The following is a 14,143-nucleotide window of genomic DNA, read 5'->3' on the forward strand; positions in this document are numbered from 1 at the left end:
TCATCCCCCGGAACCCGGGCCTGCGAGAGCACCCGAGGAGGGGATGCACCCATGGATCCGACCGCCGTCGCCGGTTTCGCGGTGATCGCCTTCGCCCTCATCGCCGTGCCCGGCCCGGACTGGGCCTTCGTGCTCGCGGCGGGCGCCCGCGACCACGTCGTCTGGCCCGCAGTGGGCGGACTGATGGTCGGGTACCTCGTGCTCACCGCCGTGGTCGCCGTGGGGATCGGGCCGCTGATCGCCGCCATCCCTCTCGCCATGACGCTGCTGACGGTGGGCGGCGCCCTCTACCTGCTGCACATCGGCGTGCGGACCCTGCGCTCCAGCTCCCACGCCGCCGACGCCGTCCGCCCGGCGGGGCCGCTCGCCGCCTCGGCCGCCGGGTACATGCGGCGCGGTGCGATGGTGAGCGGGCTGAACCCCAAGTCCATGCTGCTGTTCCTCGCGATCCTCCCTCAGTTCGCCCACCCGGGGCAGTCGCTGCCCCTGCCGGCGCAGCTCGCCGTGCTCGGCTGCGTATATGTGGTGCTGACAGGACTGTTCTGCGTGCCCCTCGGCTTCGCCTCGCACCAGGTGCTCGGCGCGCGGCCCACCGTCGCTCGCGTGACCACCATCGTCTCCGGTATCGCGATGGTGCTCGCGGGGATCGCGCTGCTCGCGGAGCGGATCATCCAGCTCGCAGGTGCGCGCTGATGGGGGAGCGCCGTCCGATGCGCGAGGCCGACGTCGTCGTGATCGGGGGAGGGCAGGCCGGGATCTCCGCCGCCCACCAGCTCCAGCGCGTCCCCGAGCTGCGCGCGATCCTGCTGGACGCCGCGGAAGGACCGGGCGGCGCCTGGAGGCATCGCTGGGACAGCCTCACGATGGCGACGGTCAACCGGATCGCCGACCTGCCCGGCATGCCCCTGGAGCGCATCGATCCGCGCACGCCCTCGCGCACCGCCGTCCCGGACTACTTCGGCCGCTTCGAGCAGTCGCATGGCATCGCGTTCGAGCGGCCCGTGCGCGTCGTCCGGGTGCGCAGCGAGCATCCCGAGGCCGGCACGGACTCCGCGCTGCTGCTCGACTCCGTCGATCCGCGTGACGGCGCGCCGCTGCCCGCGATCCGCACCCGCGCGCTCATCAACGCCACCGGCACCTGGGACCGCCCGTTCGTCCCCTCCGTTCCGGGGCGCGAGAGCTTCACCGGGCGCCAGCTGCGCACCGTCGACTACACGCGCGCCGAGGACTTCGCGGGCGCGCGCATCGCGATCGTCGGCGGGGGGATCAGCGCCGCCGGCTTCCTCGCGGAGCTCTCCGCGGTGGCGACCACCTTCTGGTACACGCGCCGCGAGCCGGTCTTCCGCGAGGGCGGATTCGGGGAGGTGGAGGGGCGTGAGGCAGTCGCGATGGTCGAGGAGCGCGTCGCCGCCGGGCTGGCGCCGCTCAGCGTCGTCTCGGTGACGGGGCTCGTGTGGACCCCCGCGCTGCGCGCCGCGGCAGAGCGCGGGGTTCTCGAGCGCCGACCGATGTTCCGCCGCGTGACGCCCGAGGGCGTCATCGAGCACGACGGCACCGCCCGGCGGCTCGATGCGATCCTCTGGGCGACCGGCTTCCGCGCCTCCCTCGGTCACCTCGCTCCGCTGCATCTGCGCTCCGCAGGCGGAGGGATCCGCATGGACGGCACGAAGGTCGCCGGGGATCCGCGCATCCACCTGATCGGCTATGGACCGAGCTCCTCGACCGTCGGCGCGCGCCAGGCCGGGCGCGAGGCCGTGCGGCGGCTGCGGAGGCGCCAGGCGATGGGATGATCTGCTGGTGCTCCCTGCATCCGCTCCCGCCGCGAGCCCTGCCCGCGACCAGAACCTCGCCTCAGCCCGGATCCTCGCGGTGGACTGGGCTCGCGCCCTCGCCTATGTGCTCATGATCATCGCCCACACCGCTCCGAGCGATGGGCCCGCCCGCCTCTTCATGATCAGCGAATTCGTCACGGCCCCGCTGTTCGCCCTGCTCGCCTCCGGCGCCGCACTGCTCGCCATGGCAGGACTTCTCATCGCCCCGAACCTGCTCGGTCTCTTCCCGGTCCACGCCTACGACGGCACCCCCGCCGAGCAGATCGGCGGCATCCTCGGCGCCGCGGGATTCCTGCTGCTGTGCCGGTCTCTGGAGCGTTCGGCCTTCGGGCGCGCGCTGCCTCCCGCCCTGGCCCGCGCCGCTGCCGTGCCAGGTCAGATGACCCTCAGCCTCTACGTCCTCCAGATCGCAGTCCTCCACGTCTTCCAGACCCGCAACCCCCTTGAGCGGGACGACTCGTGGGGGATGCTCGCCCTGCTCCTCGTGCTCGGCATCGGGGGCGCGCTCGCCTGGCGGGCCGCGCTGCAGCGGGCTGCGATCCGATGGCCGGCAGCAGCGCGCTGGCAGCGCGGACCCCTGGAGGGCGCGATCCGCCTGCTCGAGGATGCGATCGCACCGCTGCCCGCCCGCCCCACCGGGCTCCGCCCCGGAGCGAGTCCGGAGATCTCCTCTCCGTGACGATTCCCGGGTCCCTCACGGTCGCACCGGCATAGGGTCGGGGGCATGACGACCTCTGATGCTCCCCGTCCGAAGGCTCCGCGGCCCCAGGTGGTGCTGGAGGTGATCGAGAAGCAGCGCATCACCCCCACGATGCTCCGCGTGATCCTCGGCGGCGAGCAGTTCGAGAAGCTGAACCGCAACGACTTCACCGATAAGTACGTGAAGCTCCTGCTGCCGGACCCCGCGAGCGACCTCGTCCCTCCCTACGATCTCGAGCAGCTGCGCGCGGAGGATCCCGCCGCGCTGCCCGCCAAACGCACCTACACGGTGCGCCGCTGGATGGAGGCGAAGCAGCAGATCGCACTGGACTTCGTGCTCCACGGCCAGGGCGGGGCCGACGGCATCGCCGCGGCCTGGGCCGATTCCGCGGTTCCGGGCGATGCGGTCGCCCTGCACGGCGCGGGCGGCGGATACGCGCCGGATCCGGACGCCGGATTCCACCTCCTCCTCGGCGACCAGTCGGCGCTGCCCGCGATCTCCGCAGCGCTCGAGGCGATGGCAGAGGGCGCCGCGGGACTCGCCCTCATCCAGCTCGAGCACTCGGAGGACCGCCAGGTGCTCGCGCACCCCGATGGCGTCGAGGTGCGCTGGCTCATCGGCGAGCCCGAGGACCTCCATGCCGCGCTCCTGGACCTCGAGCTGCCGGGCGGCGACGTGCAGGTCTTCGCCCATGGCGAGCGGGGCGTCATCAAGGACATCCGCCGGAACCTCGTGCGCGAGCGCGGGATCCCCAAGGACCGCATCTCGATCTCCGCCTACTGGGCGCGGGGCCGCATCGAGGACCAGTTCCAGGCCGAGAAGCGCGAACCCATCGGCCGCATCGACGAGGACTGAGCGCCGCGATGAGCATCGATCCCGCCGCCCTCTCCCCGGACCTCGTCCTCGGCGAGGACGGTCTCGCGCGCCCGATCTGGGCGAGCCGCCACGACGACCTGCGCGAGTACTACGACTCCGAGTGGGGTGTGCCCGTGCGCACCGAGCAGGGCGTCTTCGAGCGCCTCGCCCTGGAGGGATTCCAGTCCGGTCTCTCCTGGGCGACGATCCTGCGCCGCCGCGAGGGATTCCGCGCCGCTTTCGCGGGCTTCGATCCTGCGCGCGTCGCGGCGTTCACCCCTGCCGACGTGGATCGCCTGCTCGAGGATGCGCGAATCATCCGCCATCGCGGCAAGATCGAGGCGACGATCGGCAATGCCCGGGCGACGCTCGCGCTGCGCGAGAAAGAAGGGCTCGGGAGGGGCGGGGACCTGCCGCAGGGCTCGACCCTCGCCGACCTGGTGTGGAGCTACCGGCCGCAGCGCACGCCCCGGCCCGCTTCCTTCGCCGAGGTGCCCACGACCTCGGAGCTCTCTGCCGCTCTCGCCAAGGAGCTCAAGCGGCACGGGTTCCGCTTCGTCGGCCCGACGACGATGTTCGCGCTGATGGAGGCGATCGGCGTGATCGACACGCATCTGCTGGGGTCGCACCGCCGGTGCAGCTCGGGGCTGTGGCGCGAGGACGGCACCTGGGCGTAGAGCCTCCAGACACCTGAGTGGAGGGCCTCCAGCAGGGAGGGGCGTGAGCGGCCGCCACAGGCCGTCACATTTCTGAGCTCCCGGGAGCCGCGCAGTTCACAGTGGAATCGGCCGCCGACCGGAAGGTTCCCCCCATGTCCACTGCTTCGATCCACGCCGGCTGGGACGCCCAGGATCCGCACGGGTCCGTCGTCCCGCCGATCTACTCCACCAGCGCATACGCGCACTCGAGCCACGCCTCGCTCAGAGCGCTGTTCGCGCGGCGCAGCGAGGGCTTCGCCTACTCGCGATCGGGCAACCCCACCACCCAGGTGCTCGAAGCGCGCAGCACCGCGCTCGAGGGCGGCATCGGCGCGATCGCCGTGGCGAGCGGACAGGCCGCCATGACCATCGCCCTGTGCGCGCTGCTGGCGCCCGGCACCCACGTGGTGGCCTCCGAGCGGATCTACGGCGGCACCACCGAGCTGCTGGGCGACACCCTGGAGGACATGGGCGTCGCCGCCACCGCAGTGGATCCCTGGGACCTGCAGGCCTGGGAGGCGGCGATCAGGCCCCAGACGCGCGTCTTCCTGCTCGAATCGATCGCGAACCCCGGAGCGCAGCTCGCAGACCTCCCGGCGATCGCCGCGATCGCCCACGCGCACGACATCGCCGTGGTCGTCGACTCGACCCTCGCGAGCCCGGCCCTGTACCGCCCGGGCGACCACGGGGCCGACATCGTCGTGCACTCCGCGACGAAGTACCTCGCCGGCCACGGCACTACGATCGCCGGACTCATCGTCGATGCGGGATCCTTCGATCCGCGGCGATGTCCGCAGCGGTGGGAGCGCCTCACCACCGAGAACCGCCGCTTCGCCACGACCTTCGCCGACGACTACGCCCGCGGCTGCTCGGGACTGCTCGCCTACGCCCGTGCGAAATACATGACGGACTTCGGCGCGACGCTGCCCGCCGCGAGCGCCCACGCCGTGCTCGTCGGCATCGAGACCCTCGAGCTGCGCATGGAGCGCATCAGCGCCGTCACCGCTCAGCTCGCGCAGCACCTCCACGGACAGGACGGCGTGGCCAGCGTCCAGCACCCTTCGATCCCGGGGCGGCCCGACGCGGAGATCGCTCGCCGCGACTTCCCGCGGGGAACGGCCGGAGTGTTCTCGATCGACCTGGACGGGGGAGAGCCGGCCGTCGAGGCATTCTGCGACGCGCTGGAGCTGTTCACGATCGCGGTCAACATCGGGGACGTGCGCTCGCTCGTCTGCCACCCGGCGAGCACCACCCACTCGCATCTCACGCCCGCTCAGCGCGAGGCCTGCGGAGTCCTCGAGGGAACGGTGCGGCTCAGCATCGGACTGGAGGACGAGGAGGACCTGCGGGCAGATCTGGAGCGCGCGCTCGCTGCCGCACAGCGGGTCAGGGCTGCAGATCCGGCAGCTGCCTGATCCCGAAGACGTCCCGCAGGGCCCGGCGCGCAGCGAGCAGACCGCCCATGCCGTGGACTCCCGGTCCCGGCGGGGCAGCGGCAGAGCACAGGTACGCGGCGCCCCCACGGGCATCCGCGCCGAGGAGCCGGTAGGGATCCGGGGCGGCCGTGGGCCGCGCGACCATGCGCAGAAGGCTCGTGCTGCCCATCGAGATGTCCCCGCCGAGCAGCGCGCGGTCATGATCGGCCATGCGGGACGCGCTGATGCCCCGAGCGGCGACCACGGTGTCGCGGAAGCCGGGCGCGAAGCGCTCGATCTGGGCGGTGACCATCTCGACCGGGTCGCGCGGGTCTCTGAGGGGCACATGCGCGTAGGCCCAGATCGGCCGCAGACCCCCGTGGATGCGCGAAGGATCCACCGCACCGGGGTCGCTCACGAGCGTGACCGGTCGCCGCGGCATGCGCCCCGAGGCCGCCTCCGCCTCGGCCGCAGCCATCTCCTCGCGCGTGCCGCCCAGGTGCACGGTGCCCGCGCGCCCTACCCGCGGATCGCGCCACGGCACCGGGGCGCTCGTCACGAAGTCGACCTTCGCCGCCGCGCCCAGCGCGGGCGGGAACGTGCGCAGGGCCCGCTCGCGCCCCTGCGGGAGGCGGTGGACGAGGACGTCGGCCGCGGTGCGCGCGGAGGTGTCGAAGAGGGTGAGAGCCGCGGGAGGGAGATCGCGCCACGTGCGCACGGGAGCCCCGGTGCGAATCGCTCCGCCGTGCGCGCGGAGGTCGGCGATGAGCGCGTCGGCGATCGCCTGCGAGCCGCCGACCGGGATCGGCCAGCCTCCCGCGTGGCCGAGCGCCGCCAGGAGCATCGAGACGCCGCCCGCAGAGAGCGAGGGCAGCGGGGCGAAGACATGCGCGGCCACGCCCGTCAGCAGCGCCCGCGCGTGCGGCGTGCGCAGCGCCGCGCCCCACGCGGGGGTGCCCTGCAGAAGAGCGCCGACGCCGAGGCCCCCGATCCCGGGCCAGGCCGCAGGGGAGAGCGCGCTGCGGGGGAGGGAGCGCTTGTCGCCGAGGGCGAGGTCGGCGAGGACGTCGGCCCGCTCAGCGAGCGGTCCGAGCAGTCGCGACCACGAGGGCCCGTCGGCCCCGAGCTCCGCGGCGGTGCGCTCGAGGTCGCGCCAGGCGATCGCGGCAGGCATCCCGTCGAGCGGCTGCGCGTAGGAGGCCTCGGGCACGCGCATCTCGACGCCGCGAGCGGCGAGGTCGAAGGCGCGGAAGAAGGGGCTCGCGAGCGCCATCGGATGCACCGCCGAGCAGATGTCATGCACGATGCCGGGGGCGAGGCCGAGGTCGAGGGTGCGGGCGCCCCCGCCCGCCGTCTCCTCCGCTTCGAGCACCTCCACGGCGAGGCCCGCGCGGGCCAGCACCACGGCGGCCGCGAGGCCGTTCGCGCCCGAACCGATGACGATCGCATCGGGACCGGATCCGGACGGCCTCGCGGCGCTCATCGACGCCTCAGTCGGCGTCGGCGGTGATGCCGAGGCGATCGAGCTCGTCCTGGATGATCGTCGGATCGAGCTTCGCGAAGATGGGGGAGGGCTTCTGGACGCTCTGGCCGACGCCCACCGGGCGGTGCGCCCACGGTAGGGTGTCCGCGTAGTCGCCCGTGATGATCGGGTAGCCGGGGCCGCCGTCGAGATCCTCGACCTCTTCGATGCGCGGCAGGGGTGCGATCTCGCGGGTGCCGCCGAGCGCCTTCTCCACCTCGTTCGCGGAGAACGGCAGGAAGGGAGCGAGCATCGTGTTGAGGTCGGTGACCGCCTGCGCGAGCACGTGCAGCACGGTGAGCAGGCGAGGCCGCTGCTCCTCGGCCTTCATCTTGAACGGCTCGGTCTCGGAGACGTAGCGGTTCGCCTCGCCCACGAGCTTCATGATCTCGGCGATCGCGGCGCGCTGGCGGTGGGCGGCCAGGTGCGCGCCGACGGTCTCGAACCCGTTCTCGATCTCCGACAGCAGAGCCCGGTCGATCTCCTCGAGCTCTCCCGCCGCCGGGATCTCGCCGACGCTCTTCGCGATCATCGCGGCGGTGCGGTTGACGAGGTTGCCCCAGCCGGCGACGAGCTCGTTGTTCGTGCGCGCGACGAACTCGGACCACGTGAAGTCGGCGTCCTGGCTCTCGGGCCCGGCGGCGCTGATGAAGTAGCGCAGCGCATCGGGCTGGTAGCGCTCGATCACGTCGCGCACATAGATCACCACGCCCTTGGACGAGGAGAACTTCTTGCCCTCCATCGTGAGGAACTCGCTGGAGACCACCGCGGTGGGCAGCGACAGCTCGCCGAGGGCCCCGGGCTCTCCGCCCTTGTCGCCCTTCCCGTTCTGGGCGAGCATCTCCGCGGGCCAGATCTGGGCGTGGAAGACGATGTTGTCCTTGCCCATGAAGTAGTACGAGAGCGCCTCGGGATCGTTCCACCACTTGCGCCACAGCTCGGGATCGCCCTGGCGGCGTGCCCACTCGATCGTCGCCGAGAGGTAGCCGATGACGGCGTCGAACCACACGTACAGGCGCTTGGTCGGCTGATCCTCCCAGCCCGGCACCGGGATGCCCCAGTCGATGTCGCGGGTCATCGCGCGCGGGCGGATGTCCTTGAGGATGTTCTGGCTGAAGCGGATCACGTTGGGGCGCCACTGCCCGGTCGCCTCCCGGCCGTCGAGCCAGCGGCCGAGCTCGGCCGCGAGCGCCGGCAGGTCCAGGAACCAGTGCGTGGTCTCGATGAAGTCAGGGGTCTCGCCGTTGATCCGCGAGACGGGGTCGATCAGATCCGTGGGGTCGAGCTGGTTGCCGCAGTTGTCGCACTGGTCGCCGCGCGCACCGCCCGCGCCGCAGATCGGGCACGTGCCCTCGATGTAGCGGTCGGGCAGCGTGCGGCCGGTGGACGGCGAGATCGCGCCGGAGGTGACCTGCTCGATCATGTAGCCGTTGTCGCGCACCGTCTCGAACATCTGCTGGACCACGGCGTAGTGGTTGCGCGTGGTGGTGCGCGTGAACAGGTCGTAGCTCAGACCCATCGCCACGAGGTCCTCGACGATGATGCGATTGTTGCGATCGGCGAGCTCGCGGGCGGTGATCCCCTCGGCGTCGGCAGCCACGAGGATGGGCGTGCCGTGCTCGTCCGTGCCGGAGACCATCACCACGTCGTGGCCGGCCATGCGCATGTACCGGGCGAACACATCGCCGGGGACGAAAGCGGCGACGTGGCCGATGTGCCGGGGCCCGTTCGCGTAGGGCCAGGCGAGAGAGGTCAGGACTGTGCTCATGGTGGACAAGTCTACGGGCGTCCGGGGAGCCCACGCCCCCGCCGTCGCCCGCAGTCGGTTGCCCGCAGTCGCCCGGACCGGCCGCGCCGCCGCACCCTCCCGCACTAGGGTGGTCCCATGACCGCAGACGGACTGACAGCCGCCCAGCAGAAGATGCGCGAGGAGGGGGTCGCCCAGACCGCCATCGACGTCTTCTCCGACTTCTACACCCAGCTCGAGCAGGGCGTCACGGGGACTATCCCCGAGGACACGATCTCCCCGTACCTCGATCCGCCCTCGCTGGCCGACGTCACCGTCGACCCGCAGGTCGCGAAGGACGCCTTCGACAAGCTCGTCGTCATCGACCTGAACGGCGGGCTCGGCACCTCGATGGGCCTGGACCGCGCGAAGTCGCTCCTGACCGTGCGCGACGGCAAGAGCTTCCTGCAGATCCTCGCCGAGCAGGTCCTCGCCGCCCGGAAGGCCACCGGCGCGCGACTGCCGCTCGTGCTGATGAACTCGTTCCGCACCCGCGAGGACACCCTCGCCGTGCTCGAGCAGTACCCCGACCTGGCGGTCGACGGCCTGCCGCTGGACTTCCTGCAGAACAAGGAGCCCAAGCTCCGCGCCGACGACCTCTCGCCCGTCACCTGGGACGCGGATCCGAGCCTGGAGTGGTGCCCGCCCGGTCACGGCGACATCTACACGGCGCTGCTCACCTCGGGACTGCTCCAGCAGCTGCTCGACGCCGGTTTCCGCTACGCCTCGGTCTCGAACTCCGACAACCTCGGCACCGTCCCGGATCCCCAGCTCGCCGGCTGGTTCGCCGCCTCCGGCGCGCCCTACGCGGCGGAGCTGTGCCGGCGCACGGCCGCCGATCGCAAGGGCGGCCACCTCGCCGTGCGGAAGTCCGACGGCCGCCTCATCCTGCGCGACACCGCGCAGACGCCCGCGGAGGAGATGGACTTCTTCACCGATGAGCACCGCCACCCGTTCTTCCACACGAACAACCTCTGGTGGGACCTCGAGAAGCTCGCCGAGATCCTCGAGCGGCGCGGCGGCGTGATGGGCCTGCCCCTGATCCGCAACGAGAAGACCGTCGATCCGGCCGACAAGACCAGCACCCCCGTGCTCCAGATCGAGTCCGCGATGGGCGCGGCCATCGAGATCTTCGAGGGCGCGACCGCGATCGTGGTCGACCGCTCGCGCTTCCTGCCGGTGAAGGCCACGAGCGACCTGCTGCTCATCCGCTCGGATGCCTACGCGCTCGACGAGCGCATGGCGCTCGTCAAGCAGGTGGAGAACGCGCCCCTGGTGACCCTGGACGCGGACCACTACAAGCTGGTGGACGACTTCGAGGAGCGGTTCGCGAAGGGTGCTCCCTCGCTGAAGGACGCAGCGTCCTTCACCGTGGAGGGCGACCACCGCTTCGGTGCGGGCGTCATCGCACGCGGCGAGGCCGTCGTCACCGCGCAGGACCCCGCCGAGATCCCTGCCGGGACCGTCATCGAGGGCTGACGCTGCCAGCAGCGAGGGGGGCGGAGCCGAAGCTCCGCCCCCCTCGCCATGCCCCCCGGGGGCGGAGGATCAGGCCTCCCCGCGGGCGATCCCGCGCCCGCCGTTCACATCGAGGGCGTGGGGCAGGGCGTTGCCGTAGCGGTGGTTCGTGACGGTGACGGCCTGCTCGCGCAGGAAGCTCAGCAGCTCGACGCGGCCGCTCGCCACCACGCTCTCGCGCAGCAGCGCGATCTCCACCCGCTTCGAGACGGCCTCCAGCAGCGCGGGGTCGGCCTCGCCCAGCAGTCTCACCCGGGTGATCGTCAGATCCGGGATGCGCTGCGCGAACTGCGCCGCGGTCTCGGTGCGCACGGGCGCGCCTCCCGCGCCGTCCTCGGCCGGCGCAGTCGCCTCTGCGACGAGCTCCGCGAGAGCGGGATCGGCCACGGACACCTCGATCCTCGCGCCGACGGTCTGCGCGGCGTGCAGGACCCGCCGCAGCTCCACGGGCGAAGCGCCCTCCGCCGCGCGGATCAGCGTCGGCACCGGGAGGTGGCGCAGCAGGTTGATCTCGCCGTGCAGGTCCTGGCGGTCCCGGGCCGCGAAGACCCCGTTCCAGTGCTCCCGGTCCGAGTGGCGGGCCGCGGCCAGCCAGGCGTCCTCGTCGGCCCCGCGCAGCTGCGCCAGGTGCGGGGTGTCGGAGGGATCCATGAGATGCACGAGGTAGTTCGGGCCGCCGGCCTTCGCCGTCTGGCCGATCGCCGAGCGCTTCCACCCGCCGAAGGCCTGACGCTCCACGATCGCCCCGGTGATCCCGCGGTTCACGTAGAGATTGCCGGCTTCGACGTGCTGGATCCACCAGGCGATCTCGGCCGGATCCAGGGAGTGCAGGCCCGCCGTGAGACCGAAGTCGGTGCCGTTCTGCATGCGCAGGGCGTCCTCGAGGGTGTCGGCCTGCATGATGCCGAGGATCGGCCCGAAGTACTCGGTGCGGTGGAACTCGCTGCCCTCGGCCACGCCCTCGCGCACGCCCGGGCTCCACAGGCGGCCCGTCCCGTCGAGCTGCTGAGGGCGTGCCAGCCACGCCTCGCCCTCGCCGAGCCGGGTGAGGCCGTCGCGCAGCTTGCCGCTGGGCTCCTCGATGACCGGGCCCACCTGGGCCGTGGGATCCTCGGGCCAGCCGACGTGCAGGCTGAGGACGGCGTCTGCGAGCTGCGAGGCGAAGCGCCGCGAGCGGGAGACGGAGCCGACGGTGATGACGAGGCTCGCAGCGGAGCACTTCTGCCCCGCGTGGCCGAAGGCGCTCGCGGCGACATCCTTCGCCGCGAGATCGAGATCGGCGTGCGGGGTCACGATGATCGCGTTCTTCCCGGAGGTCTCCGCCTTGATGCGCAGATCCGGTCGCCACGAGGCGAAGAGCGCCGCGGTGTCGTACGCGCCGGTGAGGATCAGCTGGTCCACGCGCGGGTCTGTGATCAGAGCCCGGCCGACCTCGTCCTCCGGCACGTCGATGACCTGCATGAGCCCCTCGGGCACTCCCGCCTCGGCGAGCAGCGCACCGATCATGGCCCCGCAGCGCCGGGCCTGGGGTGCGGGCTTCATGATGACGGCGCTGCCGGTCACCAGGGGTGCGAGCACGCCGCCGGTCGGGATCGCGATGGGGAAGTTCCACGGGGGAGTGACGAGGGTCAGGGAGCGAGGTGTGAGCTGCACATCCGGGATCTGCGCCAGGCGCTCGGCCTGCTCGGCGTAGTAGAGGGCGAAGTCGATCGCTTCGCTGACCTCGGGATCGCCCTGCTCGAGCGTCTTGCCGGTCTCGGAGGCCATGACCTCCAGCAGCTCGGCGCGGTGCGCGGCATAGACCTGCGCGACGCGGCGCAGCACCTCGGCGCGCGCGGTCGGAGTGCGCCCTGCCCACTCGCTCTGCGCTGCCAGGGCGCGCTCGATCGCGGATTCGACGCCCTCGCGTGTGCTCACACGCATCTGCTCGGCCTCCGCCTCGCCGATGCGGGATCCGCGCAGGCGGTGCGTGATCCGCTCGGCCCAGGCCTGGTTCGCCGTCGTCGACATGTCCGTGTCAGGGGTGTTGCGGAACGATCCGGGGACGGCCGGAAGGGCGGGGCTGCCGAGCTCGGGCAGGTCGCCCCGAGCCTCGGCTGCGCGGTCCTGGGTGCGCTGGGTGGGCTCGGACTCCTCGCGCAGTGCGCGCTCCAGGGAGCGGCGGAACCGCTCCTGCTCGCGCTCGAACAGCTGCGCGCTGCGGTCCAGCTCGAACACGGCCGACATGAAGTTCTCGCTGGAGGCGTTCTCCTCGAGGCGCCGGATGAGATAGGAGACCGCGACGTCGAACTCCTTGGGGGAGACGACCGGGACGTACAGGCGCATCGAGCCGACGCTCTCGCGCACGACCTCCTGCTGTCCCGGGGCCATGCCGGCGAGCATCTCGAACTCGACCTCGCCCGTCGTCCCCGAGATCCCGCGCTCCTGCATCACGAGGTGCGCGAAGGCCACGTCGAAGAGGTTGTGGCCCGCGATGCCGAGGTGCACCGCGCGGAGGTGCTCGGGATGCAGGGAGTCGAGCAGCACGCGCTTGTACTGGGCATCCGCCTCCTCCTTCGTGCGGAAGGGCGCCTGCTCGAGGCCGTGCACGGAGGCGTCCACGCGCTCGAGAGCGAGGTTCGCACCCTTGACCACGCGCACCTTGATGGGCGCTCCGCCGCGCTGCACGCGGTCGGTCGCGAAGGCGCGCAGGCGGTGCATGGCGCGCATGGCGTCGGGGAGGTAGGCCTGGAGGACGATGCCGGCGCGGAGCCCCATCAGCTCCGGGCGGTCCAGCAGGCGCTCGAACACGTCGAGGGTCAGCTCGAGGTCCCGGAACTCCTCCATGTCCATGTTGAGGAACGTGGGCGTGCTCTGGCGGGCGGCGCTGAGGTACAGGGGCAGCAGCGTCTCGACGACGTGCTCGACGGTCTCCTCCTTCCCCCACATCGAGAGGTGGTCGACGATCGAGGAGACCTTGATCGAGACGTAGTCGACGTCGGGGCGGGCGACCATGTCCTGCACGCCCTGGAGGCGCCTGCCTGCCTCCCGGGCCCCGAGCACCGCTTCGCCCAGCAGGTTGATGTTCAGGTCGGTGCCTGCCGCGCGCATGCGGGCCACGGAGCGGGCGAAGTGCGGGTCGCGCGAGTCGAGGATGAGATGGGAGACCATCCGGCGCATGACGGCCTGGGCGGTGGGGACGACGGCCTGCGGGAGCAGGGGCGCCGCTGCTCCGCCGAAGCCGATCACCCGGCGCAGCGGCGCGGGGAGGAACGCGGGCGGATCCTGGGCGAGGCGACGCAGCTCCTTCGCAGCGGCGGCCGGATCCTCGGGGCGGATGACGCGGTCCACGAAGGCGACCGTGAAGTCCAGGCCCTTGGGGTCCTTCAGCAGGTCGGCGAGCAGGGATGCCGCACGGGGAGCGGGGCGCTGCGCCGCCTCGCGCACCCATTCGCGAACCTGAGCGGAGACCTGCTCGGCGGTCACGGAGGTCGAGAGGGGCCGCTCCTGACCGGCGGAGGGGGCGGCTGCGGGGTGCTGCGGGGTGGCGGGCACGGTGGGCTCCTGGGGTGCTCGATGCTGCGGCGGGACGCCGACGAGGGGTGGCGCGAGCGGCGGGGAGGGCGACGGCGGCGTCGCAGGGCCCGGCCCGGGGCTCGCCGCTCCACGGTCCCACATCCCTCCAGGGCCTGGAAATCCGGGGCTGTCCGAGTGTCCGGGCGGGCGGAGCGATCAGACCGCGTCCAGGGGACTCCCAAGTTCTCACGCGGATCGCGTGCCAGGATGCCCCCATCCCGCAGCACTCCACGCTGCCCCCGATCCGATGTGTATGAGAGAG

General features: G+C 72.1%; 10 protein-coding genes. 7 read left to right on the forward strand and 3 right to left on the reverse strand.

Features of this window, described 5'->3' with window-relative positions; all coding sequences use genetic code 11:
* Positions 1 to 51: 51 nt before the first annotated feature.
* The 6 genes from Bequi_RS09310 (at position 52) to Bequi_RS09335 (ending at position 5,500) form a co-directional block, all read left to right on the forward strand.
* Entirely contained in the window at positions 52 to 693 is a 642-nt protein-coding gene (locus Bequi_RS09310; protein ID WP_249737662.1) for a LysE family translocator, read from the forward strand.
* On the forward strand, positions 693 to 1,790 hold the full coding sequence (locus Bequi_RS09315; protein ID WP_249737663.1) for an FAD-dependent oxidoreductase: 1,098 nt from the start codon (positions 693 to 695) through the stop codon (positions 1,788 to 1,790). Before Bequi_RS09310 ends, Bequi_RS09315 begins: the two co-directional genes overlap by 1 nt.
* Positions 1,791 to 1,797: 7 nt before the next feature.
* Complete coding sequence (locus tag Bequi_RS09320) at positions 1,798 to 2,511, forward strand: hypothetical protein (RefSeq protein ID WP_249737664.1); 714 nt, start codon at positions 1,798 to 1,800, stop codon at positions 2,509 to 2,511.
* A 45-nt stretch (positions 2,512 to 2,556) separates the two neighbouring features.
* Positions 2,557 to 3,387, forward strand: a complete 831-nt coding sequence (locus Bequi_RS09325; RefSeq protein ID WP_249737665.1) for a siderophore-interacting protein — start codon at positions 2,557 to 2,559, stop codon at positions 3,385 to 3,387.
* An 8-nt stretch (positions 3,388 to 3,395) separates the two neighbouring features.
* Entirely contained in the window at positions 3,396 to 4,064 is a 669-nt protein-coding gene (locus tag Bequi_RS09330; RefSeq protein WP_249737666.1) for a DNA-3-methyladenine glycosylase I, read from the forward strand.
* Positions 4,065 to 4,198: 134 nt separating this feature from the next.
* Positions 4,199 to 5,500, forward strand: a complete 1,302-nt coding sequence (locus Bequi_RS09335; RefSeq protein ID WP_249737667.1) for an O-acetylhomoserine aminocarboxypropyltransferase/cysteine synthase family protein — start codon at positions 4,199 to 4,201, stop codon at positions 5,498 to 5,500.
* Here the strand turns inward: Bequi_RS09335 and Bequi_RS09340 are convergent.
* Positions 5,472 to 6,983: a phytoene desaturase family protein gene (locus Bequi_RS09340; RefSeq protein WP_249737668.1), complete on the reverse strand. Its 1,512-nt coding sequence runs from the start codon at positions 6,981 to 6,983 to the stop codon at positions 5,472 to 5,474. The two genes, Bequi_RS09335 and Bequi_RS09340, sit on opposite strands and share 29 nt — an antisense overlap.
* A gap of 7 nt (positions 6,984 to 6,990) precedes the next feature.
* Positions 6,991 to 8,790, reverse strand: a complete 1,800-nt coding sequence (gene metG, locus Bequi_RS09345; RefSeq protein WP_249737669.1) for a methionine--tRNA ligase — start codon at positions 8,788 to 8,790, stop codon at positions 6,991 to 6,993.
* A 117-nt stretch (positions 8,791 to 8,907) separates the two neighbouring features.
* On the opposite strand from metG, the gene Bequi_RS09350 reads away from it, so the two are divergent.
* Positions 8,908 to 10,287 carry a UTP--glucose-1-phosphate uridylyltransferase gene (locus tag Bequi_RS09350; protein ID WP_249737670.1) on the forward strand — a complete coding sequence of 460 codons (1,380 nt, stop codon included), beginning with the start codon at positions 8,908 to 8,910 and terminating at the stop codon, positions 10,285 to 10,287.
* Between the two features lie 69 nt (positions 10,288 to 10,356).
* Here the strand turns inward: Bequi_RS09350 and Bequi_RS09355 are convergent, their stop codons facing one another.
* Complete coding sequence (locus tag Bequi_RS09355; RefSeq protein ID WP_430623110.1) at positions 10,357 to 13,983, reverse strand: bifunctional proline dehydrogenase/L-glutamate gamma-semialdehyde dehydrogenase; 3,627 nt, start codon at positions 13,981 to 13,983, stop codon at positions 10,357 to 10,359.
* Positions 13,984 to 14,143 lie beyond the last annotated feature (160 nt).

Source organism: Brachybacterium equifaecis (genome assembly GCF_023509525.1).
In the GTDB taxonomy this organism is placed as follows: domain Bacteria; phylum Actinomycetota; class Actinomycetes; order Actinomycetales; family Dermabacteraceae; genus Brachybacterium; species Brachybacterium equifaecis.

Excerpts from the sequence above, each read along its gene's own strand:
- Bequi_RS09310 (WP_249737662.1), top strand. The coding sequence starts at position 52 with ATGGATCCGACCGCCGTCGCCGGTTTCGCGGTGATCGCCTTCGCCCTC.
- Bequi_RS09315 (WP_249737663.1), top strand. The coding sequence starts at position 693 with ATGGGGGAGCGCCGTCCGATGCGCGAGGCCGACGTCGTCGTGATCGGG.
- Bequi_RS09325 (WP_249737665.1), top strand. The coding sequence starts at position 2,557 with ATGACGACCTCTGATGCTCCCCGTCCGAAGGCTCCGCGGCCCCAGGTG.
- Bequi_RS09330 (WP_249737666.1), top strand. The coding sequence starts at position 3,396 with ATGAGCATCGATCCCGCCGCCCTCTCCCCGGACCTCGTCCTCGGCGAG.
- Bequi_RS09335 (WP_249737667.1), top strand. The coding sequence starts at position 4,199 with ATGTCCACTGCTTCGATCCACGCCGGCTGGGACGCCCAGGATCCGCAC.
- Bequi_RS09340 (WP_249737668.1), bottom strand. The coding sequence starts at position 6,983 with ATGAGCGCCGCGAGGCCGTCCGGATCCGGTCCCGATGCGATCGTCATC.
- metG (WP_249737669.1), bottom strand. The coding sequence starts at position 8,790 with ATGAGCACAGTCCTGACCTCTCTCGCCTGGCCCTACGCGAACGGGCCC.
- Bequi_RS09350 (WP_249737670.1), top strand. The coding sequence starts at position 8,908 with ATGACCGCAGACGGACTGACAGCCGCCCAGCAGAAGATGCGCGAGGAG.
- Bequi_RS09355 (WP_430623110.1), bottom strand. The coding sequence starts at position 13,983 with ATGTGGGACCGTGGAGCGGCGAGCCCCGGGCCGGGCCCTGCGACGCCG.